This window comes from Neobacillus sp. OS1-2 (genome assembly GCF_030915505.1).
Taxonomy (GTDB): domain Bacteria; phylum Bacillota; class Bacilli; order Bacillales; family Cytobacillaceae; genus Neobacillus.
This window is the reverse complement of sequence record NZ_CP133265.1, coordinates 3,620,476-3,644,767: the sequence shown is the minus strand read 5'-3', so window position 1 is coordinate 3,644,767 and position 24,292 is coordinate 3,620,476. Positions and strand designations below refer to the sequence as shown.

The following is a 24,292-nucleotide window of genomic DNA, read 5'->3' as shown; positions in this document are numbered from 1 at the left end:
ATCCACTTTTGATCAAGATATTATTCTTCTTCGTTCTTTTCCATCGGTTTGTCATCCGTATGCAATTGATGAAGAAGTGTTTCGATGTGATTTCCATAATTGATGGATTCATCCCATTCGAAAATAATTTCAGGTGTTTTTCGAAGTCGAATACGGTGACCAATTTCTGTCCGAATAAAGCCTTTTGCTTTTGCCAGGCCTTTTAAGGTATTCTCCTTTTGCTCGTCATCACCTAATACAGATATAAACACTTTTGCTTGTTGTAGATCTCCTGTTACTTGAACGTCAGTAACAGTCACAAAGCCGATCCGTGGATCTTTAATTTTACGACCGATGATGTCACTAAGTTCTTTTTTCATTTGTTCTCCAACACGATTTGCTCTGTGGCTCATTACATTCACCTCTTAAGTTAAAGCCAATCAATCTCGGTGATTGTTCTTTCTATTTCTGGAAATGAGTCGATAAGTTTTAAAGCATTTTGCAATTCATGTTCAGTCGAAGCCCTTGATGAGGTAACGACAGCAATGGCAATTTTCGTTCTTTGCCATACATCTTGATAGTCCACCTCGGCGACAGAAACATTAAACTTCTGTTTTAGACGTGTAAGAATCCTTTGCAAAACAGCTCGTTTTTCTTTTAAAGAATGCGCATCATAAATCATACACTCACATTCCGCTAAACCGATTATCATTTCCGTTCAATTTCTTCCATTACGTAAGCTTCAATGATATCTCCTTCTTTGACATCATTAAAGTTTTTAATTGTAATTCCACATTCGTAGCCTTGGGCAACTTCCTTAGCATCGTCTTTGAAACGTTTTAAGGCATCAATTTGACCTTCGAATATGACAACTCCGTCACGAATTAGGCGAATACCGCTATCGCGAGTTATTTTCCCGTCCGTTACGTAAGAACCTGCAATCGTTCCAACCTTTGATACCTTAAAGGTTTGACGGATTTCTGCCTGACCAATAATTTTTTCTGCAAACTCAGGATCTAGCATCCCTTTCATGGCTGCTTCGATTTCCTCAATTACCTTATAAATAATTCTGTGAAGACGAACATCCACTTTTTCTGCTTCTGCTGCACGCTTCGCATTTACATCCGGACGAACATTGAAGCCGATCACAATCGCATTTGATGCTGCAGCAAGAGTGATATCCGATTCATTAATCGCGCCAGCACCACTGTGAATAATTTTGATATTAACACCCTGTACATCTATTTTTTGTAAGGAAGCAGCAACGGCTTCGGCAGAACCTTGAACATCCGCCTTCAAGATGATGTTCAGATCCTTCATTTCACCTTGCTTCAACTGTTCAAATAGATTTTCTAAACTCACGATGGACTTTTCACCACGTTGTGCAGCTAATGCTTGCCCTGCACGTGCTTCCCCAACTTGGCGGGCTGTTTTCTCATCCTCAAACACGACAAAACGATCTCCTGCCTGCGGAACATCACTTAATCCAGTAATTTCAACAGGAGTGGATGGTCCAGCCTCTTTTACACGGCGGCCTTTATCATTCACCATTGCCCGAACACGACCATGTGTATTCCCTACAACAATTGGATCACCAATTTTAAGTGTACCATTTTGCACAAGCAAGGTTGCAACTGAACCGCGTCCCTTGTCTAATTGTGCTTCGATTACAGTTCCAACAGCCTTACGATTAGGATTTGCCTTATATTCTTCTACTTCTCCTACAAGAAGAATCATTTCAAGCAGGTTATCAATCCCCTCGCCTGTTTTTGCTGAAAGTGGAACAAATATAGTATCCCCACCCCATGCTTCCGCTACTAACCCGTGTTCTGTCAATTCCTGCATAACACGATCAGCATTTGCGGCTTCTTTATCCATTTTATTAACAGCAACAATAATTGGAACCTCAGCTGCTTTTGCATGGTTAATCGCTTCGACTGTTTGTGGCATAACACCATCATCAGCTGCAACTACAAGGATGGTAATATCCGTAATTTTCGCGCCGCGGGCACGCATGGTTGTGAAAGCAGCATGTCCTGGTGTATCGAGGAAAGTGATCTTCTTTCCATTATCAATGACTTGATAGGCACCGATATGCTGTGTAATACCTCCAGCTTCACCCTCGGTTACCTTCGTGTTTCGAATCGAATCAAGCAAGGTTGTTTTACCATGGTCAACGTGCCCCATGATGGTTACAACTGAAGGTCTTTCAACTAAAGATTCAGGCGAATCTTCTGTAAAGTAAACCTCAAGATCCGTTGTATCAATCTTTATTTCTTCCTCAACTTCTACACCGTACTCGCCTGCAATCAATTCAATGGCATCTTTGTCTAAAACCTGATTGATGGTTGCCATTACCCCAAGTAAAAAGAGCTTTTTAATGATTTCAGAAGGTTCACGGTAAATCTTCTTCGCCAACTCTCCAACTGTTAATGATTCACTAAAAGTAATTTTAGCCGGAAGCTCTTTTTCTTTTCTCTTCACAGGCTGTGCCTGTTGTACTGGTGTATGAGATTTTTTCTTTTTATTATTATTGTTATTGCGATTTTGATAATTATTATATGGTCTTGACTTAGCTTTATCAGCGTTATTAAACACTTTATTTTCTTTTGATTGAGTCTCTTGATTTTGCTTTTTACCCTCAACCTTTTTTGGAGGTGAAACAACCTTTACCTTGCTAGGGGCAGTATTTTTATCTGAAGCCTCCTCGAATGCTTTAGGTGTGTTGGACTGCACTTGAGGTTTTTTTCCTGATGACTGAACCGGCCGACTTTGATTAGGACGATTCTGCTGCCCAGAAGGACGTGCATTAGATCTGTTCTGAGAACCATTATTATTCGGTTTTTGTTGTGTTGGATTTGTTTCTTTTTTATTATAGGCTGCATCGAGTTTCTTAATATCAGCATCTTCTATTGTTGCCATATGATTGGAGACCTCTATATTCATTTCTTTTAATTTATTGATAATTTCTTTACTGGATATATTGTGTTTCTTTGCGTATTCATAAACACGGATTTTACTCACTTATTATTTCACCCCCGCTAGATTTAATCGAGCAACGTTACCAGTTTTTTTGCAAATCCATCATCCAAAACAGCTACCACCACGCGGGCCTCTTTGCCAATTGCTTGACCTAGAAGATAACGATCTTCCACCCTTTTTAATGGAACTTGATAGGAATTACATTTATCTGAAATTTTTTTAGTCGTATTGTCAGATGCATCTGCGGCTAATAAAACGAGCTTTGCTTTTCCGTTCCGTATTTCTTTAACGGCAAGCTCTTCACCTGATATGATTTTACGCGCTCGATTGGCCAAGCCAAGTAATGACATCCATTGATTTTGTTTCATGTTGGATGGTCAGTTCTCCTTCTCTATTAGCTCAAGTAGTTCTTCATAAATAGAATCATTAATCGAAACCTCTAAAAGATTTGATAAGGTGTTTTTTTTCTTGGCTAGTAAAACTGCTTCTCTGTCCCTTGAAAGGTAGGCGCCTCTTCCGGACTTTTTCCCAGTCAAATCGATAGATATGTCGCCTTCCTTAGAGCGAACGATGCGAACGAGTTCTTTTTTCGGTTTCATTTCACCGGTTGCCACACATTTGCGCATTGGAACTTTTTTTCTACTGTTCACACGTTTCACCTCACCTAATCGTCTATCTCATCTTCATATTCAAAATCGGTGTCAACCTGATCATCAAACAGCCTAATCGGTTCTTCACGTGGATAAATCCCTAGTTCACGTGCTTCCGCTTCTGATTTAATGTCAATTTTCCAACCTGTTAATTTCGCAGCAAGACGGGCATTTTGTCCTCGTTTTCCGATTGCCAATGAAAGTTGATAATCTGGGACAACCACTGTTGTTGCTTTATCATTTTCGTTCACCATTACATCTAGAACTTTAGAAGGGCTCAATGAATTTGCGACAAAAACAACGGGATCGTCAGACCATTTCACAATGTCAATTTTTTCACCCTTTAATTCATTGACAACTGCTTGAACGCGAGTACCTTTTGGTCCAACACAGGAACCAACCGGGTCAACCTCTTGATTATCAGAATGAACGGAAATCTTCGAACGGTCCCCTGCTTCACGAGCCACTGATTTAATTTCTACTGTTCCATCATAAATTTCCGGCACTTCGATTTCAAATAAGCGTTTTAATAATCCAGGATGTGTTCGTGATACGAATATTTGCGGACCCTTTGTTGTTTTTTCAACCTTTGTTATAAATACCTTGATACGGTCATGCGGTTTATATCGTTCATTAGGCATTTGTTCATTAACCGGTAATAAAGCTTCAATTTTTCCAAGGCTGACATAAATAAATTTAGAATCTAACCTTTGGACAATACCTGTCATGATATCTTCTTCACGGTCGATAAATTCAGAATAAATAATTCCTCTTTCCGCTTCTCTTACACGTTGGGTTACGACCTGTTTAGCTGTTTGCGCAGCAATCCGTCCGAAGTCTTTTGGCGTTACTTCCATTTCAACAACATCTTCTACTTGATAATTCGGATTAATACGCACCGCATCTTCTAAAGAAATTTCAAGACGTGGGTCAAATACCTGATCAACCACTTCTTTTCTGGCAAAAACACGCATAGAGCCCGCTTGTAAATTCAAGTCGATGCGGACATTTTGTGCCTGATTAAAATTACGGCGGTATGCAGATACCAGTGCCGCCTCAATTGCATCAATTAAAATGTCCCTGGAAATACCTTTCTCTCTTTCCAGAATTGTAAGAGCATCTAATAATTCGCTGCTCATTTCCTTGTATCCCCCTAGTCTTTTTCAATTTTTATTTTTTCCTCTTACGAAAAAATAACTGCAAGTCGTGCATTTGCCACTTTTTCAAATGGAATGTCAATTATTTTTTTGCGAGTTTTAATCTTAATTTCAATTTTTACAAGTTGACCATCAAATTCAAGTAAGGTTCCCTCGAAGCTTTTTTCTCCATTTATCGGTTCATAGGTTTTAATAAAGACATTTTTGCCGATTGCCTTTTCGAAATCTTTTTCTTTTTTTAATGGACGTTCGGCACCTGGAGATGACACTTCGAGAAAGTAGTTATGGGGAATCGGGTCAATCTCATCGAGTTTTTCACTTAGCCGCTCACTAACTAAACCGCAATCCTCAATATCCACACCTGTATCTTTATCAATATATACACGAAGGAACCAGCTTTTTCCTTCCTTTACATATTCAATGTCAACTAATTCCAGACCAAGCTCTTGAAAAAGTGGTGTCGCCAGTTCTTCTACAACTTCCGTTACTTTGCTCATGCTTTCCCTCCTTTTCTATCTATTTCACCCATATTCTATGTAGTTCACGGAAAGTTTTATCAAATTACTCATCAAAAACCTTTATAACAAAGACGAAAGAGTGGGTTTCCCCACTCTTGAACACGAGAGTATTTCTTAGTATTTCCAATAAAACTATACCATAACCATAATATATATGCAAATGCAACCAATGCAAAAGCGCTTGGTTATCGGGATTCCAGCCTAAAACAAAGAAAGCTGGTTTTGCTCTGGGAGAGATGCTAAACAACCCTGTTTATCCAAATATTCTAGAATAGTTTTGGATACTTTACCACGCTGCTGCAAATCTTCTTTTGATAAAAATTCACCATCGCCTCTAGCCTTGACGATATTATAGGCTGCATTTGTTCCCAAACCTGGGATGGAATTAAACGGAGGAATCAAGGAATTTCCGTCAATAATAAAGTCTGATGCATCTGAATGATATAGATCATAATTTTGGAAGACAAAACCTCTTTCGGTCATTTCAAGTGCCAATTCAAGAACAGTTAACAAGTTTTTCTCTTTATTCGAAATCTCAAGACCTTTTGCATTAAGTTCTTCTATTTTTGCGCGAATCGCCTCTCCGCCTCTTGACATGGTTTCAATATCGAAATCCTCTGCACGGACCGTAAAGTATGCCGCATAATATATAAGCGGAAGATGGACTTTAAAATAAGCAATCCTTACAGCCATTAGTACATACGCTGCTGCGTGTGCTTTCGGGAACATATACTTAATCTTTTTACAAGAGTCAATATACCATTCAGGTACTTCATTTTTGCGCATTTCTGCTTCCATTTCTTCGCTTAAGCCTTTTCCTTTACGGACAGATTCCATAATTTTGAAAGCAAAAGATGGATCGAGTCCCTGATAGATCAAGTAAACCATGATATCATCACGACAGCCGATCACTTCGCTAAGATTACAAATTCTATTATGAATTAATTCCTGAGCATTCCCGAGCCAAACATCGGTCCCATGCGACAGACCTGAAATCTGAACAAGTTCCGAAAAAGTTGTCGGTTTCGTATCTTCCAGCATTTGCCGAACAAATCTTGTTCCAAACTCAGGAATACCGAGCGTACCTGTTTTACACATAATTTGCTGTTCTGTTACTCCAAGGGATTCGGTATTGCTAAATATTTTCATGACTTCAGGATCGTCCGTCGGAATGGTTTTGGGATCAATTCCACTTAGATCTTGAAGCATCCGGATCACAGTCGGATCATCATGCCCCAGAATATCTAACTTCAGAACATTATCATGGATGGAATGGAAGTCAAAATGGGTTGTTTTCCATTCAGAATTTCGATCATCCGCCGGAAATTGAATCGGTGAAAAATCATACACATCCATATAATCTGGGATAACGATGATCCCACCAGGGTGCTGACCAGTCGTTCTTTTTACGCCAGTACAGCCTGACGCGAGTCGTTCTACTTCTGCATTCCGCATTTGCAAATTATTATCCTGCTGATAGGCTTTTACATAACCAAAGGCTGTTTTATCGGCAACCGTACCGATTGTCCCGGCACGAAATACCTTATCTTCACCAAATAGAACCTTCGTATAGTTATGGGCACGCGGCTGGTACTCCCCTGAAAAGTTCAAATCGATATCGGGTACCTTGTCTCCTTTAAAACCGAGGAAGGTTTCAAATGGAATATCGTGTCCATCCTTGCGGTATTTTTCCCCACAATTCGGACAATCTTTATCAGGTAAGTCAAATCCAGAGCCAACGGATCCATCATTAAAGAACTCAGACTGTTTACATGTAGGGCATATATAATGCGGCGGCAACGGGTTAACCTCGGTAATCTCTGTCATTGTTGCGACAAGGGAGGAGCCAACAGATCCCCGTGATCCAACCAGATAGCCATCATCCAGTGATTTTTTTACAAGTTTATGCGAAATCAAATAGATAACCGCAAAACCATGTCCAATGATACTTTTAAGTTCCTTCTCTAAACGAGCCTCAACAATTTCCGGAAGCGGATCACCATAAATTTTATGGGCCATTGCATAACTCATTTGGCGCATCTCTTCTTCTGCGCCTTCAATCTTCGGTGTATATAAATCGTCTTTTATAGGTTTAATGTTCTCCACCATGTCAGCAACTTTATTCGTATTCGTAACCACGATTTCCTTGGCCTTTTCCGCGCCCAAAAATGAAAAAGCATCGAGCATCTCATTGGTAGTGCGGAAATGAACGTCCGGAAGTTCATGGCGGTTTAGCGGGTTCGCACCGCCTTGAGAGTTAACTAAGATTTTTCGATAGATTTTATCATTTTCATTTAGATAATGGACATTCCCTGTTGCCACGACAGGCAGACCTAATTTATCGCCAAGTATCACGATTTTACTAATAATATCTTCCATCGCTTTTTCATCGCGGACTAATTCCATTTCAATTAAAGGCGCATTGACTTCTTTCGGCATGACCTCAAGATAGTCATAAAAGCGGGCATGTGCTTCTACCTCTTCAGGTGACTTCTGCATCATTCCTTCAAACACTTCACCTTTATTACAGGCTGAACCTACAAGAATGCCATCACGATATTTTTGGAGAACCGATCTTGGGATTCGCGGAACTCGGTAAAAATACTCAATATGTGAGATCGAAACAAGTTTAAATAGGTTTTTTAAGCCATGTTCGTTTTGCGCTAAAAGAGTGCAATGATAGGGACGTGCACGTTGATAGGCATTCCCTTTTCCCATATTATCGTTAAATTCATCATGATATTCGATCCCCTTTTCAAGGGCATCTTTTAGCATTTTTAAAAGTAAATAACCCGTTGCTTCTGCATCATATATGGCACGGTGATGCTGGGTTAATTCAATATCAAATTTCTTCGTCAGTGTATTTAAGCGGTGGTTTTTCATTTCTGGATAAAGGAATCGTCCAAGTTCAAGTGTATCAATGACAGGATTTTTCGCCTTCTCCAGTCCGATCTTTTTATAGCCAACATTGAGAAAACCCATATCAAAAGATGCATTATGTGCGACCAAAACGGCATCCCCAATCCAATCATGGAAATCTCTTATGACTGCATCGATCTCAGGGGCATTTTGAACCATATCATCCGTTATCCCTGTTAGATTGATGGTTGTCGCGGAGAGACGATGATGTGGATTAGCAAATGACTCGAAGCGGTCAATGATTTCCCCATCCTTCACCTTTACTGCAGCAAGTTCGATAATCGTATTATATACGGCAGAAAGTCCAGTGGTTTCCACGTCAAAAATAACGAAGGTGTCTTCCGCAAGTAAGCGATGAGCATCATTGTATGCGATTGGCACCCCATCATCGACTAGATTGACCTCAACCCCATAAAGAATTTTTATATCATTCTTTTTTCCCGCCCCATATGCTTCAGGAAAGGATTGCGCTACGGCATGATCGGTCACGGCAATAGCCTTATGTCCCCACTTTTTCGCCTGAGCAATCAAGGTACTTACAGGAGTTACTGCATCCATTTGACTCATTGGTGTGTGGAGATGCAGCTCAACTCGTTTTTCATCCTCCGGTGCGGTATCTTTGCGTCCAACTGGTTTGATTTCATTAATATCGTTTCCAATCATGACAAGGTCACGAACAAAGGTATCATTTTGAATGCTTCCACGGACCTTAACCCACATTCCTTTTTTCACAAGCTGGAAAAGGGCAGCATCCTCCTTATCTCTAGAGAACATTTTCACCATAATGGAACTGGTGTAGTCGGTGATCTTAAAGGTTAACAGTGAACGGCCGCTTCTTAATTCTCTTATCTCAGCATTAAAGATATATCCTTCTACAGCAACTCTTCGTTCTTCATCGACAATATCAATTAAACTACGGAAGTCGCTATCGTCTTTAATCGTTAAGCCAATCGTGAGCGGACCATCCTGTACTTCACCACCAGAGGAATCCCTTTCAGCTTCTTTCTTTTGCATTTCAACCATAGCTAATAAGCCACGTTCCTGGTCTTCCTTTTGTTTAGCAAGTAAAAATTGCTGATATTCATCATTTTTTTCGTCTTTTTTTATGTTTGTTTCAATTGCAAGCAACGGAAATCCAAAGGATTGGAAAATATCGCCAAGCACTGGGCCGTATTTCCGTTTTAACGCTAGACCCTCCATATCATTTCTTACGCTTATGGTTAGCTTATTCCCATTGACATCTGGAATTTGTTCATTTAACAGTTTTAAAAGCGGTGGCGAAATCCCATCAATTTGCTGAATACAATAACTCCAATATTCCTTAAATAATTCTGGAGAAAAGGCTTGATTCATTACATTGATATCATAGGAAATGGAGGCAATGCTTGAAAAGGTTCTCTCTAGTTGTGTTGAAAACCTAAGATAGACGTTAAAAGGAAGGATTTTTTCAAATAAAAACTGAAAATGCCACTTTCTCGCCTTTTTTTCAACTTGAAGTCTTTCTATTTGCGCATTGTTGAAATGTACCACTACAGCATCCTCAATCAATTGCAGCTGCTGGAGCAAGAGTTGGAATCGCTCTTTATTGCCAAGGACATGTTCGCTCAAGAGTCTCTCTCCCATCTATTTGAAAATCTATAAATTTTTCTTTATCAACAGTTAATTATAGCACAAGTTCTATAATCATTCGGCGAAATTCGACAGAATGAGTGTGCTGGAAAAAATTAAATTGGGACCGCAGCCGCGATCCCAATTTAGGAATAAAAAATTTTCTTTTAGAGGAAAAACCTTTGAATATCATTCCATGTAACGACAAGCATCAACAGCATAAGGAGGGCAAATCCGATAAAATGAACCATCCCTTCCTTTTGGCGGTCAATTGGCTTCCCTCTAACTGCTTCAACCGCAAAGAACATCAATCTGCCGCCGTCAAGCGCAGGGATTGGTAATAAATTCATAATCCCTAGATTAATACTTAAAATCCCAGCCCATTTCATTAAATAATAAATACCCGATTTCGCTACTTCCGCTGTTGAATTATAAATTCCAACAGGCCCTGACAGCGCATCGATTGAAAATTGACCGGTGACTAATTTACCAAGCATGACAAATATTTGCTTCGTCCAAAAATAGGTTTCAGTAAAACCAGATTTAACTGCTTGAACAGGTGACTTTTCCACAGGGCTATAGACACCAATAATCCCCATTTTCTTGCCTTCAACAGTCTTTTCAAGAGGCGTTACCTGTATCTCATTTTCTTTTCCATCACGGAGAACTAAGAAATCAAGTTTCTTATTAGGATTAGTACGAATGATTTCAACAACATCTGACCAGCTAGAAATTTCTGAACCATTTATACTTTGAACAAGATCCCCCTTATGAAGGCCTGCAGATTTAGCAGCACCGTCAGGGGTTATGACACCCAACTTAGGTTCATTCGATGGTACACCTTGTAATAAAGCGATTATAATAAAAACCACAAAAGCAAGGACGAAGTTCATTGCAGGTCCGGCAAAAATCGCCAAAAAGCGTTGTGGTAATGTCTTAGAGCCAAATTGACGATCGATAGGAGCAATTTGGGATTCAATCCCATTTTCTACAATAACCGCTTTAGGATCGATACTGAAAGTCTGTAAACTTTCATTCTCATCTTCCGGAAAACCCTTAATGACTAAATCCTTTTCGATATCAGCATACTCCACTTCAACAATCCGGCAATTTGGATATTTTTCTTTATTGTTTATAATAATTTTACTTACCCTATTATCTTTGCCCATTAATAAACCAATTCGATAACCCGGCTTGATCTCAACCATTTCCGGATCTTCCCCGGCCATACGGACAAAACCGCCAATTGGCAATAATCGAATTGTATAGGTGGTCTCACCTTTTTTATGGGTGAACACTTTAGGTCCCATACCGATCGCAAATTCGCGACAGAGAATACCAGCTCTTTTTGCGAAAATAAAATGTCCTAACTCATGAAAGAAAACGAGTGCGCCAAAAATCACAATAAAGGCAATAACTGTAGTCAATAATAAAACCACCCTTTTTTATAGAAGTGAATATATATACTTTCTCGTTTCTTTATCTACCTCTTCTATCGTCATCAAACTAGGATGTTCAATGGTCTGATGAGTGTTTAATGCCTTCTCAATTAAATCTTCAATCTGCAAGAAACGAACCTTACCTTCCAAAAACGCTGCTACTGCAACTTCATTAGCAGCATTCAAAACAGTCGGCATCGTTCCGCCTGTTTTTCCAGCCATAATGGCAAACTGCAGGCAACGAAATCTGTCTACATCCATTTCCTCGAAATGTAGTTGCCCGACACTTGCTAAATCCAACCGGTTCGCGGATGGTCGCGGCAAGCGATCCGGGTATGTGAGTGCATATTGAATCGGAACTCTCATATCCGGTGTTCCAAGTTGGGCGATGATACTTGAATCTTGAAATTCCACCATTGAATGGATAATACTTTCTTTATGGAGCAATACATTAATTTTTTCATACGGCATTTGAAAAAGCCAATGGGCCTCAATGACCTCTAAACCTTTATTCATCATCGTGGCGGAATCAATGGTAATTTTCGCACCCATCGACCAATTCGGGTGGTTTAAGGCATCTTGAACTGTGACATTTTGTAATTCATCACGGGTCCTGTCACGAAAACTTCCACCAGATGCTGTTAAGATTAATCTTTCAATATTTTTATCCCTTTCCCCTTGCAGGGCCTGGAAAATAGCTGAATGCTCACTGTCTACTGGAAGAAGTGGTACATTATTCTTTGACGCAGCGTCCATAACCAAATGACCCGCCGTAACAAGTGTTTCTTTATTAGCAATAGCAATCGCTTTTCCTGATTCAATTGCTTGTAAGGTAGGATGGAGCCCTACACTTCCTAGAACCGCATTAACCAGGATATCCGACTTTTCATATACAGCTACCTCAATTAATCCCTCGTTGCCGTAAGTAAACTTCGCTTTTGGAAACTCTGCTTTTAATGTTTGACAGTCACCATAATCTTGTACGGAAACAAGCTCCGGGTTAAATTCGACAATCAATTTTCGTGCAAAATCAATATTTTTCCCTACGGAAAATGTTGCTAACTTAAATTCTGCCGGATGCTCTCGTATAATATCAATGGTCTGTGATCCAACAGATCCTGATGCACCCAATAAACTAATTAATTTCAAACCATTCAACTCCTATAAAATCAAAAACAGACAACTTAACTCCAGAGGTGGAATAAGTGTAATATTGGCCAAACAAAGATAAGGCTGTCAAAGCGGTCAAGTATACCACCATGACCAGGTAATATTTTTCCGGAATCCTTCACATTAAAATGGCGCTTGAAAGCGGATTGAACAAGATCGCCAATTTGTCCAAAAACAGAAAGGACAATCGTGATGGCAATGATGGACCCTTTTATATCTGTGAGTAATACAAAAAGAATAGCTACAATAACGGCACAAACCACACCGCCTAATGATCCTTCAATCGTTTTATTAGGGCTTATTTCCGGCCAAAGCTTTCTTCTTCCCAAAGCTTTTCCGATAAAATACGCACCTGAATCCGTTGCCCAAATCATAAATAAGGAATATAAAATATAAACTAATCCCCCATCTACTCTTGTTTCAAAGAAAAAGTAAAAGCCAATTCCCACATAAAGGGCGGAAAGAAGGGAAAAAGAGACATCTTCAAAGGTAAAACGATTTTTGGTAATCACCGTGTACGCCAATAACAATAAAATAATCACAATGCACAATTCTGTTTTTGTATAATAAAAGGTATCCAAGAAATCGCTATATTTCTCTGGAAAAATAAGTACCCAGAGAAATAAAATCGACAGGATGCCATGTATAGAGAAAATATTTAAATTTTTCATTTTTAATAATTCATACAAACCAACTGTCGCTAAAAAATACGTTAGTAATACGAGTGGTAACCCACTATAATAAACAATTGGCAAAAATAATGCTGCCGCGACGACTCCTGTTATGATTCTTTGCTTCATATGCTAATTCAACACCTTTGTTGCTTATTATATTCCTCCAAACCGCCGCTGACGATTTTGGAATGCCTCAATGGCTTCCAGTAAATGTTCCTCACTAAAATCAGGCCATAACACTTCAGTAAACCATAATTCGGAGTAAGCTAACTGCCATAGCATAAAGTTACTCAAGCGGATTTCACCACTGGTTCTGATTAAAAGGTCAGGATCCGTATAATTTGTCGTCATTAGGTAAGACGAAAAGACTTTTTCGTCAAGATCCGTCTCCTTTAGTATACCATTTTTATGATCATTTAAGACCTGCTTGACCGCATCAAGAATCTCAGCTCTACTTCCATAATTTAAGGCAAAATTTAGAATGAGCCCATTATTATTTTTGGTTTCTTCCATTGCATTTTCAATTGCTCTTAGGGTATGTACTGGAAGCTGATCTTTATATCCCATCATTTTTACTTGAACATTATTCTCAATTAATTCAGGAAGAAAGGTCCCTAAAAATTCTTCGGGCAGTTTCATAATGTATTCCACTTCGTTCTTGGGCCGTTTCCAGTTCTCGGTTGAAAAGGCATATAAAGTTAAGACTTTTATTCCTATATCGTTTGCCAGCATCGTCGTATTACGAACAACCTTCATCCCCTCATGATGACCGGCAATACGCGGTAACGCCCTTTTCTTAGCCCATCGTCCATTACCATCCATAATAATAGCGACATGCTCAGGAACAGGCAGCTTTTTAATCTTTTCTACTTTATCTCGGAGTGTGGAAGTGGTAGTTTGCCTCTTCCCTAGTATAAATTTTTTAAACATAACATTGCTCCTTAAGTTCGTTAATCATTTCCTCCGAAAATAAATCATTTCCAATGTAACGCGGGTGCAGCTATGTAATTCTAGTTAGCTGGTTTTATCATACCAAAAAAACTAGAAGATATCTCTAATAATAACTTATGTAGGTAATTAGGAATTAAGAATAATGGATAAAACCCAAAAATAGTGAAAAAAACCCCCTAAAGAGAGGGTCTGATCATTCTTACACTTCTAATATTTCTTTTTCTTTTTCTTTCGTGATTTGATCGATTTTTTGAATGTATTCATCAGTCAGTTTTTGAACATCCTCAGAAAAGCCGCGAAGGGCATCCTCTGTAATATCACCATTTTTCTCTAGCTTCTTCAATGAATCATTGCTATCACGGCGAATATTACGGAGCGCAACTTTCGCTTCTTCGGATTCCTTTTTGACTAGCTTTACAAGTTCTTTCCGACGTTCCTCTGTCAGCTGTGGAATGGCAATCCGAATAATCTGACCATCATTAGTAGGGTTTAACCCTAGATCAGACTTCAGGATAGCTTTTTCTATATCACCAAGAATGGATTTGTCATATGGCTGAATTACAAGAAGTCTAGCTTCAGGAGTCGTGATCCCTGCCATTTGATTCACTGGTGTTGGTGCTCCATAATAATCAACGGTAATCCGATCCAGCAGCGAGGCACTGGCTCTGCCGGCACGAATGCTGGCAAGCTCACGAGCATAGGACTGAATCGCTTTTGTCATTCGATCTTTAGTGGCTGAGATAATTTGATTTGGCATTAGTTTTTCCCCCTAACGACTGTTCCAATTTTTTCACCCATAACGGCTCTTTTAATATTTCCCTGTTCCATAATCGAGAAAACAATTAGTGGAATATCATTATCCATACATAAGGACGATGCAGTTGAGTCCATGACTGCTAATCCTTCCTTAATTACATCTAGGAATGATAAATCTTCATATTTTGTGGCATTTGCATCAATGCGAGGGTCTGCAGAATATACCCCATCGACATTATTTTTTGCCATCAAAATAACCTCAGCATCAATTTCTGCTGCCCTTAGTGCTGCAGTTGTATCAGTTGAGAAATAAGGATTACCTGTTCCGGCCGCAAAAATAACGACCCGCTGCTTCTCTAAATGTCTAATAGCACGTCGTCGAATATACGGTTCAGCTACCTGACGCATTTCGATTGAGGTTTGCACACGTGATTCAATTCCTAAGTGCTCCAAACTATCTTGAAGTGCTAAAGAATTCATTACAGTTGCTAGCATACCCATATAATCCGCCGTTGCTCTGTCCATTCCCATTTCACTGCCGATTTTCCCGCGCCAAATATTGCCGCCGCCAACAACGACAGCTACCTCTACTCCAAGTTCTGCTATTTCTTTCACTTGAATCGCAATTGATTTGATGACAGAAGGTTTAATTCCAAAGCTAGACTCACCAGCAAGTGCTTCTCCGCTCAATTTTAAAACCACGCGTTTATACTTAGGACCGCTCATATAAACCTCCACTATGTATTTTTTTTAACTGTAAGCGCCTTATTTAGGCGCTTAGGCTAGATGTTTCTTGAATTTCTATTCTTGAAAAATAGGGAACACACCGTGTCCCCTATTCAAAAATCTATTACAGTAACATTCCCTTATCAATTTTAAGCTAGAGAATATTTGACTATTGTTTATTTACTTGGTTCATAACTTCTTCTGCGAAGTTATCTTCACGTTTTTCGATGCCTTCCCCTACTTCATAACGTACGAATTCACGTAATGTTGCACCCTTCGATTCAACAAATTGACGTACCTTTTGATCAGGGTTTTTAACGAAAGTTTGGTCAAGGACACAAACATCTTCAAAGTATTTACCAAGACGGCCTTCTACCATTTTAGCAACGATATTTTCAGGCTTTCCTTCGTTTAGAGCTTGAGTTGTTAATACTTGACGCTCGCGCTCAACCTCTTCTTGTGATACTTGATCACGTGAAACATATTTTGGTCTTAATGCAGCGATGTGCATGGAAATATCTTTAGCGGCGTCTGCGTCAGAAGTACCTTCAAGAACTGTTAATACGCTGATACGTCCACCCATATGAAGATATGCGCCAAATGCATCATTATCAGTTTTAGATACTATAGCAAAACGACGAAGGGAAAGTTTTTCCCCAATTTTCGCAATCGCAGCGTTGATATGATCTGCAACGGTTGCGCCGTTTTCCATTGTTTGTGATGTAGCTTCTTCTACAGTTGCAGGTTTGTTTTTAATAAGGTGTGATGCAAGTTCTTTAACAAGTGTTTGGAATCCTTCGTTTTTCGCAACGAAGTCTGTTTCTGAATTTACTTCAAGAATAACAGCATCGTTACCTTCTGTTAGGATAGAAGTTAAACCTTCTGCAGCAATCCGGTCTGCTTTATTTGCAGCCTTTGCAATCCCTTTTTCACGTAAGAAATCAATCGCTTTTTCCATGTCACCATTTGTTTCTGTTAGCGCCTTTTTACAATCCATCATCCCTGCGCCAGTTTTTTCACGTAGTTCTTTAACCATTTGAGCAGTAACTGCCATAATGTTCTTCCTCCTTTAAATCTATGTATTATACTCATATCTTAGCCATCTAAGCCTTAGATAAACATTCTTAATTTCTGCAATCGATAGGTTTTCTTTAAAAAAAGGTGATAAAGGGTCTCCCTCTTATCACCTTTTTATGTGTTCAATAAATGAAATTATGCTTGTACTTCTACTTCTTCGCCTTGTTTTGCTTCAAGGATGGCATCAGCCATTTTACCAGTAAGAAGTTTAACCGCACGGATTGCATCGTCATTCGCAGGAATGACTACATCGATTTCGTCTGGATCACAGTTTGTATCAACAATTCCTACGATAGGAATATTTAATTTCTTTGCTTCAGCAACTGCGATACGCTCTTTACGAGGGTCAATGATGAATAATGCATCCGGAAGTTTTTTCATGTCTTTAATTCCGCCTAGGAATTTTTCAAGACGCTCTTGTTCTTTCTTTAATTGTACTACTTCTTTCTTAGGTAGTACTTCGAAAGTACCGTCTTCAGACATTCTTTCGATATCTTTTAAGCGGCCAATACGCTTTTGAATGGTTTCAAAGTTTGTTAATGTACCACCTAACCAACGTTGGTTCACATAGTACATACCAGAGCGGCCTGCTTCTTCTTTTACAGAATCTTGAGCTTGTTTCTTCGTACCAACAAAAAGAACTGTTCCACCGTTACCAGCAAGATCTTTCACCCAGTTATAAGCCTCTTCAACCTTTTTAACTGTTTTTTGAAGGTCGATAATGTAGATACCGTTACGCTCAGTGAAGATATATTTCTTCATCTTAGGGTTCCAACGGCGAGTTTGGTGTCCAAAATGTACACCAGCTTCAAGCAATTGTTTCATTGAAATAACTGACATGTTTTTTTCCTCCTAGTGGTTTGTTTTCCTCCGCTCATTTCATTTTTAAACAGAAACTGTTGTCACAGCACCGTCTGTTTAAATCAACAAGCGTGTGTATTAACACCATGAAATAATATAGCATATGTGTAAATAACAATCAAGCATTACTTTATTAAAAAAGCAAAATCCCCAGATTAACTGGGGAATATGTTTAATTAGATCTTAATTTATCAAGCTCGATTAAGAACTTATCATTTAAAACTTTAATATACGTTCCTTTCATCCCAAGGGAACGTGATTCAATGACGCCAGCACTTTCAAGTTTTCGTAGTGCATTGACAATAACTGAACGAGTAATACCCACACGATCGGCAATTTTGGATGCAACGAGTAAACCTTCATGGCCATTCAACTCTTCAAAAATATGCTCAATCGCTTCTAGCTCACTATATGACAACGAACTGATTGCCATTTGAACAACCGCTTTGCTTCTAGCTTCTTCTTCAATTTCTTCTGATTTTTCACGTAAAATTTCCATACCGACTACCGTTGCGCCATATTCTGCAAGGATCAGATCATCATCATGGAATTTTTCCTGTAATCTAGCAAGGATTAAAGTTCCTAGACGCTCACCACCGCCGATAATTGGAACAATCGTGGTCAAACCTTCACGAAACAATTCATTGTTTTCAACAGGAAAAGCAGTATATTGACTTTCAATGTCGAGGTTTGAAGAAGTTTCTTGAATATTAAATAATCCCTTTGTATATTCCTCTGGGAATTGACGGTCTTCAAACATTTTCTTCATTCTTTCGTTTTCAATTTGTTGATAAATTGAAAAACCAAGAAGTTTCCCACGACGGCTGACAATGTAAACATTTGCTTCAATTGTCTCACTTAACGTTTCTGACATTTCCTTAAAGTTTACAGGTTTACCTGCCGCTTTTTGCAATAAAACATTAATTTTTCTTGTTTTTGTAAGTAAATCCATTGTGTTTCTTCCTCCTAATTAACTGCAACCATTATTAAATTTTATAAGTTCCTAAAGGATAAATTGGGATAAATCTTTATTTTTCGAGATCGCATCCAGTTTATCATCAACATACTTTGGTGTAATCGTGATTTTCTCCATTGTAATATCGGGTGCCTCAAAAGACAGATCTTCTAAAAGCTTTTCTAAAATGGTATGGAGTCGTCTTGCACCAATATTATCCGTATTTTGATTCACTTCGAATGCTACTTCAGCTATTCTACGAATAGCATCGTCAGAAAATTCAATTTGTATACCTTCTGTTTCCAATAATGCTTGATATTGCTTAATTAACGCATTATCCGGTTCAATTAAAATCCTGAAGAAGTCTTCAACAGTCAACTTCGTTAGTTCCACCCGAATCGGGAAACGGCCTTGAAGTTCGGGTATCAAATCAGATGGTTTAGCCATATGGAAGGCTCCTGCAGCAATAAATAAGATATGGTCAGTTTTAATCGATCCATATTTCGTTACCACTGTTGACCCTTCAACAACCGGCAAAATGTCTCTTTGAACGCCTTCTCTCGAAACATCTGCAGAAGATCCTCCGGAATTCTTACTGGCGATCTTATCGATTTCATCAATGAATATTATCCCTGTTTGCTCCGCACGATAAATGGCTTCAGATGTGACTTCATCCATGTCAATGAGTTTAGCTGCTTCTTCACTTGTTAACACATTTCTTGCTTCACGAACGGTTAATTTTCTTTTCTTCCGTTTTTTCGGCATAAAACTGCTGAGAGCATCCTGCATATTCATCCCCATTTGTTCAATACCTGAACCTTGGAGCATATCAAACATGGACGGAGCTTGTTCCTCCACTTCAACCGTAACAACTTCATCCTCCAACTGACCAAGCGCAAGCTGCTCTTTGACAATTTTACGTTTTTCATGAACGGAGTAATCTTCCTGTTGTGTCTCTTGCTCTGTATTCGAATTTCCGCCGCCAAATAACATCTCAAGCGGGTTTTTATAATTGGACGACTTTTTAGCGGATGGAACTAGTAAATCAACAAGTCTGCTGTTTGCATTTTCCTCGGCTCGTTCCTTCACTGTTTGCATCCGATCCTCTTTCACCAATCGAACAGAAGTTTCAGCCAGATCTCGTACCATTGATTCAACATCACGACCAACATAGCCTACTTCGGTAAATTTGGTTGCCTCAACCTTTATAAACGGTGCGCCAACAAGCTTTGCAATTCTTCTGGCAATTTCCGTTTTCCCAACACCTGTCGGTCCAATCATTAATATATTTTTCGGGATAATTTCTTCCCGAAGCTTTTCATTCAATAGGCCCCTTCTGTAACGGTTCCTTAAGGCAACTGCGACCGCTTTCTTGGCATCCTTCTGACCGATAATATATTGATCAAGTTTTTCGACGATTTGGCGGGGGGTTAAATTGGTTGTTTTACCCATAATTTTCAGTCTCCTTCCCGTTATAGCTCTTCCACGATAATGTTGTGATTAGTGTATACACATATTTCAGCAGCTATTTCTAAAGAAGCCTTCGCTATTTCTTTGGCAGATAAGTGATCTCCGGAATACTTCTTCAATGAACGGCCGGCGGCCAAAGCGTAATTCCCGCCCGAGCCAATCGCAAGAATCCCATCATCAGGCTCGATTACTTCCCCAGTTCCCGAAACAAGCAGCAAACTTTCACGATCCATGACAATGAGCATCGCTTCCAACTTGCGAAGCATTTTATCGCTTCTCCATTCCTTAGCAAGCTCGACAGCTGCTCTTTGGAGATTTCCATTATACTCTTCAAGTTTACCTTCAAACAGTTCGAAAAGAGTAAATGCATCGGCAACAGAACCGGCAAAACCGGCCAATACTCTACCATTAAATATCTTTCTCACCTTTTTTGCTGTGTGCTTCATCACAACTGCATTCCCAAATGTTACTTGGCCATCACCGGACATTGAGCATTCTCCGTTATGATGGACGGCAAAAATTGTTGTTGCGTGAAATTGATTCAAATTAATCTTCCTCCTTCTGGAGTAATCTTATTTTCAAAAACACTAATGGTATGTATGTAAGTTAAGTAGATTCTGTTGATAAACGAAATCACTAAAATTAAGTTGATAATGTTCAATTCTATATTCTGCTTAATTTCGTTTTATTTGTAAACAGCGGATAAATAAGTTTAATAAAACATTCACATTTACCCAGCTATTTACCGACAAGAGCTACTAAATCGTAACATACTTCTAAATTGCTTGCAATGGATTTTACAAAACTTTCACAAAGTTCTGAATTGTCTCTAGTGCTCGGTTTGCATGCTGTAAATTTCTTTCCTGCTTCCCCTTTATTCTCACTGGCAGTTCAGGAAATAACCCAAAATTGGCATTCATCGGCTGAAAATTATCAGAATTGGCTGTTGTGATGTAGCGAGCCATACTGCCAATCGCTGTTACTGCTGGAAATTCAACCGTTTCAAGTCCATTCACTATTCGCGCTGCATTGATCCCAGCAACTAAACCGCTTGCAGCTGATTCTACATAGCCTTCAACCCCTGTCATCTGACCGGCAAAGAATAAATCTTCGCGGTTACGGAATTGATATGTTGACTTAAGAACTTTCGGCGAATTAATAAATGTATTGCGGTGCATGACACCATATCTGATGATTTCCGCATTTTCAAGGCCGGGAATTAACTGGATAACTTCCTTTTGCGCTCCCCATTTTAAATGTGTCTGAAATCCAACAATATTAAATAGTGTTCCAGCGGCATCATCCTGACGAAGCTGCACAACAGCAAAGGGTCTCTTACCTGTTTTCGGATCTTCTAAACCAACTGGTTTTAACGGCCCGAACAGCATCGTTTTCTGACCTCTTGATGCCATAACCTCAATTGGCATACAACCCTCAAAAAAAACTTCCTTTTCAAATTCCTTTAATGGTACCGTCTCAGCAGAAATCAGCGCTTCATAAAACCGATTAAACTCTTCCTCTGTCATTGGGCAGTTTAAATAGGCCGCTTCCCCTTTATCATAGCGAGACTTCAAATAAACTTTATCCATGTTGATGCTATCCTTTTCGAGAATTGGCGCTGCTGCATCATAAAAATAAAGATAGTCTTCACCAGTTACGTTTTTAAGCTGTGCTGAGAGATCCGGACTGGTCAGTGGGCCTGTGGCAATTATCGTAGGTCCCTCAGGAATAGCTGTTACTTCTTCATTTACTACCGTAACATTTTCATGATTTTTAACCATCTCAGTCACTTTTGCAGCAAATTCGTGACGATCTACGGCTAAAGCCCCCCCTGCTGGCACTGCACACGCATCTGCCGCAGCAATTATCACAGAATCAAGCCTTCGCATTTCCTCTTTTAGTACCCCAACCGCATTTGTTAACGTGTTTGCCCGTAATGAATTACTGCAAACTAATTCAGCAAATTTATCTGTATGGTGCGCGGGTGTTTGTTTAATTGGGCGCATCTCAAAAAGCCGTACCTTTACACCGCGTTTCGCAATCTGCCATGCCGCTTCACTTCCTGCCAAACCGGCACCAATTACATTTATTATTACATCCGACATGTTAGCGTCCTCCCGAAGCTGGTATTTATTAACATATTCATTATGGGAAGAAAAAAGTCTATCAATACCTTCCCCACTTTTAAAGTCCATCTTGCATTGTACTATACGAATGAAAAAGAAAAAAGTTTTAACTATCAAAAAAAATAAAAAGAGCGGGATTGGCCCACTCTTAGCTTTGCGATTCTTCCTTATAATCACATGTAACACATTGAACCTGAACACCCTTTTTTAATTTCTTTTCTACAAGCAAGCCCTCACATTTCGGGCAGGCTCTCGGTAACGGTTTATCCCAAGATATAAATTCACAATCAGGATAACGGGTGCAACCGTAAAATAATCTTTTTTTCTTGCTTTTTCGTTCAATAATTTGACCTTCTTTACACGTAGGACAGGTAACACCGATTTCCTTCACTATCGGCTTTGTATTCCGACAATCCGGGAAATTACTGCAAGCCATGAATTTCCCATATCTGCCCATTTTAAACACCATTGGGTTTCCGCAGTTTTCACAATCCTCACCGGCTGGCTCATCTTTAATTTCTATTTTTTCCATTTCCTGCTCTGCTATTTTTAAATTTGTCTCGAACTCTTGGTAAAATGCATCAATGAGTTTTATCCACGTCATTTTTCCATCTTCAATATGGTCTAATCCTTTTTCCATTCTAGCGGTAAACTCCACATTTATGATTTCCGGAAAAAATTCTACCATTACTTCATGAACAATTTCACCCAGTTCAGTCGGAATAAAGCGTTTATTATCAAGGGCAACATATCCCCGCTTTTGGACTGTATCCAAGGTTGGAGCATAGGTAGATGGACGGCCGATTCCGAGCTCTTCTAAAGTTTTGACAAGTCTTGCTTCTGTGTATCGGGGTGGAGGTTGTGTGAAGTGTTGCTTCGGTTCAATATCCTTTTTAAACACTTCATCTCCCTCTTTAAGATCCGGGAGCATTTTCTCAGGTCCATCGATTTGGTCATCTGAACCCTCCACATAAAGCTTCATGAACCCTGGAAATTTAATCTTGGACCCAGTAGCACGGAACAGGACATTCCCATTTTGCAAATCCACGCTCATCGTATCCATGACTGCCTGCGCCATTTGACTTGCCAAAAAGCGTTCCCAAATTAATTTATATAACCGGAGCTGATCGCGAGAGAGAAATTCCTTTAAGCTGCCGGGATCTCTAAGTGTACTCGTAGGGCGAATCGCTTCATGCGCATCCTGGGCATTTGTCTGCTTCTTTTCTTTCCTTTGTTCATCCTTTAAAAAGTTTTCACCATACTCTGCTTTGATATAACTTGCCGCTTCTCCTTGCGCTACCTCGGAAATTCGGGTTGAATCTGTTCTCATATAGGTGATGAGACCAACCGTTCCTTCTTTCCCAAGTTCAATTCCTTCATAGAGCTGCTGGGCTAACATCATGGTTTTCCTGGCACGAAAGTTGAGCTTTCTGGCTGCTTCCTGCTGCAAGGACGAGGTGATAAATGGTGGTGCTGGATTTCTTCTGCGCTCTTTTTTCGTCACAGAGATTACTTTGAACTTATTATCCGTTAATTGCTGTAAAATCGCTTGGACATCTTGTTCTGATTTCAGCTCGGTTTTCTCATGGCCCACTACCGAATGATAACTGGCACTGAAATGGTCTTTCCCTTTTAAAAATTCGCCATCAATTGTCCAATATTCTTCGGGTGTAAACGCTTTAATCTCTTTTTCCCGGTCAATAATTAAACGAACTGCAACGGATTGTACCCGTCCTGCACTTAACCCTTTTTTAACCTTCTTCCAAAGAAGAGGGCTGATATTATAGCCTACAAGCCGGTCTAATATCCTACGAGCCTGCTGGGCATCAACAAGATCCATATTAATTGGACGAGGATGCTTGAAGGATTCCTTTATCGCATCTTTTGTAATTTCATTAAAGACAACGCGGCAATCGGAAGTAATATCAACATCAAGACTATGTGCTAAGTGCCAGGCAATAGCTTCCCCCTCACGATCCGGGTCAGCTGCGAGATAGATTTTTTTTACCTTTTTCGCCGCAGTCTTTAATTCTTTTAAAACAGGGCCTTTTCCGCGGATGGTAATATATTTGGGCTCAAAGCTATTTTCTACATTGACACCCATCTGACTGCGTGGCAAATCACGAACATGCCCCATCGATGCTTTAACTTTATATTTATTTCCTAAATATCGTTCTATTGTTTTCGCTTTCGCTGGAGATTCAACGATTACGAGAAATTCTGCTGCCATTCAAATATCCTCCTTAAGAGGTAAATTGTATATTTATTTTTTCG

The 24,292-nt window shown here is 39.5% G+C and carries 21 protein-coding genes; all 21 read right to left on the bottom strand.

Annotated elements, in window-relative coordinates; translation table 11 throughout:
- Positions 1 to 20: 20 nt before the first annotated feature.
- On the bottom strand, positions 21 to 392 hold the full coding sequence (rbfA, locus tag RCG19_RS18170) for a 30S ribosome-binding factor RbfA (protein ID WP_166238047.1): 372 nt from the start codon (positions 390 to 392) through the stop codon (positions 21 to 23).
- A gap of 17 nt (positions 393 to 409) precedes the next feature.
- A complete protein-coding gene (locus tag RCG19_RS18165) occupies positions 410 to 691 on the bottom strand; it encodes a DUF503 domain-containing protein (RefSeq protein WP_166238045.1) in 282 nt (93 codons plus the stop codon).
- Positions 688 to 3,003, bottom strand: coding sequence for a translation initiation factor IF-2 (gene infB, locus RCG19_RS18160; RefSeq protein ID WP_166238043.1), 2,316 nt, complete (start codon positions 3,001 to 3,003; stop codon positions 688 to 690). Before infB ends, RCG19_RS18165 begins: the two co-directional genes overlap by 4 nt.
- Before the next feature lie 23 nt (positions 3,004 to 3,026).
- Positions 3,027 to 3,329 (bottom strand): YlxQ family RNA-binding protein, encoded by a 303-nt coding sequence (locus RCG19_RS18155; RefSeq protein ID WP_308108248.1) that lies wholly within the window; start codon positions 3,327 to 3,329, stop codon positions 3,027 to 3,029.
- 9 nt (positions 3,330 to 3,338) lie between these two features.
- Complete coding sequence (rnpM, locus tag RCG19_RS18150) at positions 3,339 to 3,611, bottom strand: RNase P modulator RnpM (RefSeq protein ID WP_166238039.1); 273 nt, start codon at positions 3,609 to 3,611, stop codon at positions 3,339 to 3,341.
- Between the two features lie 14 nt (positions 3,612 to 3,625).
- The gene (nusA, locus tag RCG19_RS18145) at positions 3,626 to 4,750 is read right to left on the bottom strand and encodes a transcription termination factor NusA (protein WP_166238037.1); all 1,125 of its coding nucleotides are present in this window, start codon (positions 4,748 to 4,750) and stop codon (positions 3,626 to 3,628) included.
- A gap of 44 nt (positions 4,751 to 4,794) precedes the next feature.
- A complete protein-coding gene (gene rimP / locus RCG19_RS18140) occupies positions 4,795 to 5,265 on the bottom strand; it encodes a ribosome maturation factor RimP (protein WP_308108247.1) in 471 nt (156 codons plus the stop codon).
- A gap of 222 nt (positions 5,266 to 5,487) precedes the next feature.
- Positions 5,488 to 9,828: a PolC-type DNA polymerase III gene (locus tag RCG19_RS18135; protein ID WP_308108246.1), complete on the bottom strand. Its 4,341-nt coding sequence runs from the start codon at positions 9,826 to 9,828 to the stop codon at positions 5,488 to 5,490.
- Between the two features lie 152 nt (positions 9,829 to 9,980).
- A complete protein-coding gene (rseP, locus tag RCG19_RS18130; RefSeq protein WP_308108245.1) occupies positions 9,981 to 11,240 on the bottom strand; it encodes an RIP metalloprotease RseP in 1,260 nt (419 codons plus the stop codon).
- 18 nt (positions 11,241 to 11,258) lie between these two features.
- Complete coding sequence (gene dxr, locus RCG19_RS18125; RefSeq protein WP_308108244.1) at positions 11,259 to 12,401, bottom strand: 1-deoxy-D-xylulose-5-phosphate reductoisomerase; 1,143 nt, start codon at positions 12,399 to 12,401, stop codon at positions 11,259 to 11,261.
- A gap of 35 nt (positions 12,402 to 12,436) precedes the next feature.
- The gene (locus RCG19_RS18120; protein ID WP_308108243.1) at positions 12,437 to 13,222 is read right to left on the bottom strand and encodes a phosphatidate cytidylyltransferase; all 786 of its coding nucleotides are present in this window, start codon (positions 13,220 to 13,222) and stop codon (positions 12,437 to 12,439) included.
- A gap of 27 nt (positions 13,223 to 13,249) precedes the next feature.
- Positions 13,250 to 14,026 (bottom strand): undecaprenyl pyrophosphate synthase, encoded by a 777-nt coding sequence (locus RCG19_RS18115; RefSeq protein WP_308108242.1) that lies wholly within the window; start codon positions 14,024 to 14,026, stop codon positions 13,250 to 13,252.
- 220 nt (positions 14,027 to 14,246) lie between these two features.
- On the bottom strand, positions 14,247 to 14,804 hold the full coding sequence (gene frr / locus RCG19_RS18110) for a ribosome recycling factor (RefSeq protein WP_308108241.1): 558 nt from the start codon (positions 14,802 to 14,804) through the stop codon (positions 14,247 to 14,249).
- Positions 14,804 to 15,529 carry a UMP kinase gene (gene pyrH / locus RCG19_RS18105; RefSeq protein ID WP_007087750.1) on the bottom strand — a complete coding sequence of 242 codons (726 nt, stop codon included), beginning with the start codon at positions 15,527 to 15,529 and terminating at the stop codon, positions 14,804 to 14,806. Before pyrH ends, frr begins: the two co-directional genes overlap by 1 nt.
- 169 nt (positions 15,530 to 15,698) lie before the next feature.
- The gene (tsf, locus tag RCG19_RS18100) at positions 15,699 to 16,583 is read right to left on the bottom strand and encodes a translation elongation factor Ts (RefSeq protein ID WP_166238021.1); all 885 of its coding nucleotides are present in this window, start codon (positions 16,581 to 16,583) and stop codon (positions 15,699 to 15,701) included.
- 158 nt (positions 16,584 to 16,741) lie between these two features.
- The gene (gene rpsB, locus RCG19_RS18095) at positions 16,742 to 17,446 is read right to left on the bottom strand and encodes a 30S ribosomal protein S2 (protein ID WP_166238019.1); all 705 of its coding nucleotides are present in this window, start codon (positions 17,444 to 17,446) and stop codon (positions 16,742 to 16,744) included.
- A gap of 193 nt (positions 17,447 to 17,639) precedes the next feature.
- Positions 17,640 to 18,419: a GTP-sensing pleiotropic transcriptional regulator CodY gene (gene codY, locus RCG19_RS18090; RefSeq protein WP_166238017.1), complete on the bottom strand. Its 780-nt coding sequence runs from the start codon at positions 18,417 to 18,419 to the stop codon at positions 17,640 to 17,642.
- 51 nt (positions 18,420 to 18,470) lie between these two features.
- Positions 18,471 to 19,874 (bottom strand): ATP-dependent protease ATPase subunit HslU, encoded by a 1,404-nt coding sequence (gene hslU, locus RCG19_RS18085; RefSeq protein ID WP_166238015.1) that lies wholly within the window; start codon positions 19,872 to 19,874, stop codon positions 18,471 to 18,473.
- A gap of 20 nt (positions 19,875 to 19,894) precedes the next feature.
- Positions 19,895 to 20,437 carry an ATP-dependent protease subunit HslV gene (gene hslV, locus RCG19_RS18080; RefSeq protein WP_166238013.1) on the bottom strand — a complete coding sequence of 181 codons (543 nt, stop codon included), beginning with the start codon at positions 20,435 to 20,437 and terminating at the stop codon, positions 19,895 to 19,897.
- A 252-nt stretch (positions 20,438 to 20,689) separates the two neighbouring features.
- Positions 20,690 to 21,997 carry an FADH(2)-oxidizing methylenetetrahydrofolate--tRNA-(uracil(54)-C(5))-methyltransferase TrmFO gene (gene trmFO / locus RCG19_RS18075; RefSeq protein WP_308108240.1) on the bottom strand — a complete coding sequence of 436 codons (1,308 nt, stop codon included), beginning with the start codon at positions 21,995 to 21,997 and terminating at the stop codon, positions 20,690 to 20,692.
- Positions 21,998 to 22,166: 169 nt separating this feature from the next.
- Positions 22,167 to 24,248, bottom strand: a complete 2,082-nt coding sequence (gene topA / locus RCG19_RS18070; protein ID WP_308108239.1) for a type I DNA topoisomerase — start codon at positions 24,246 to 24,248, stop codon at positions 22,167 to 22,169.
- Positions 24,249 to 24,292: the final 44 nt, after the last annotated feature.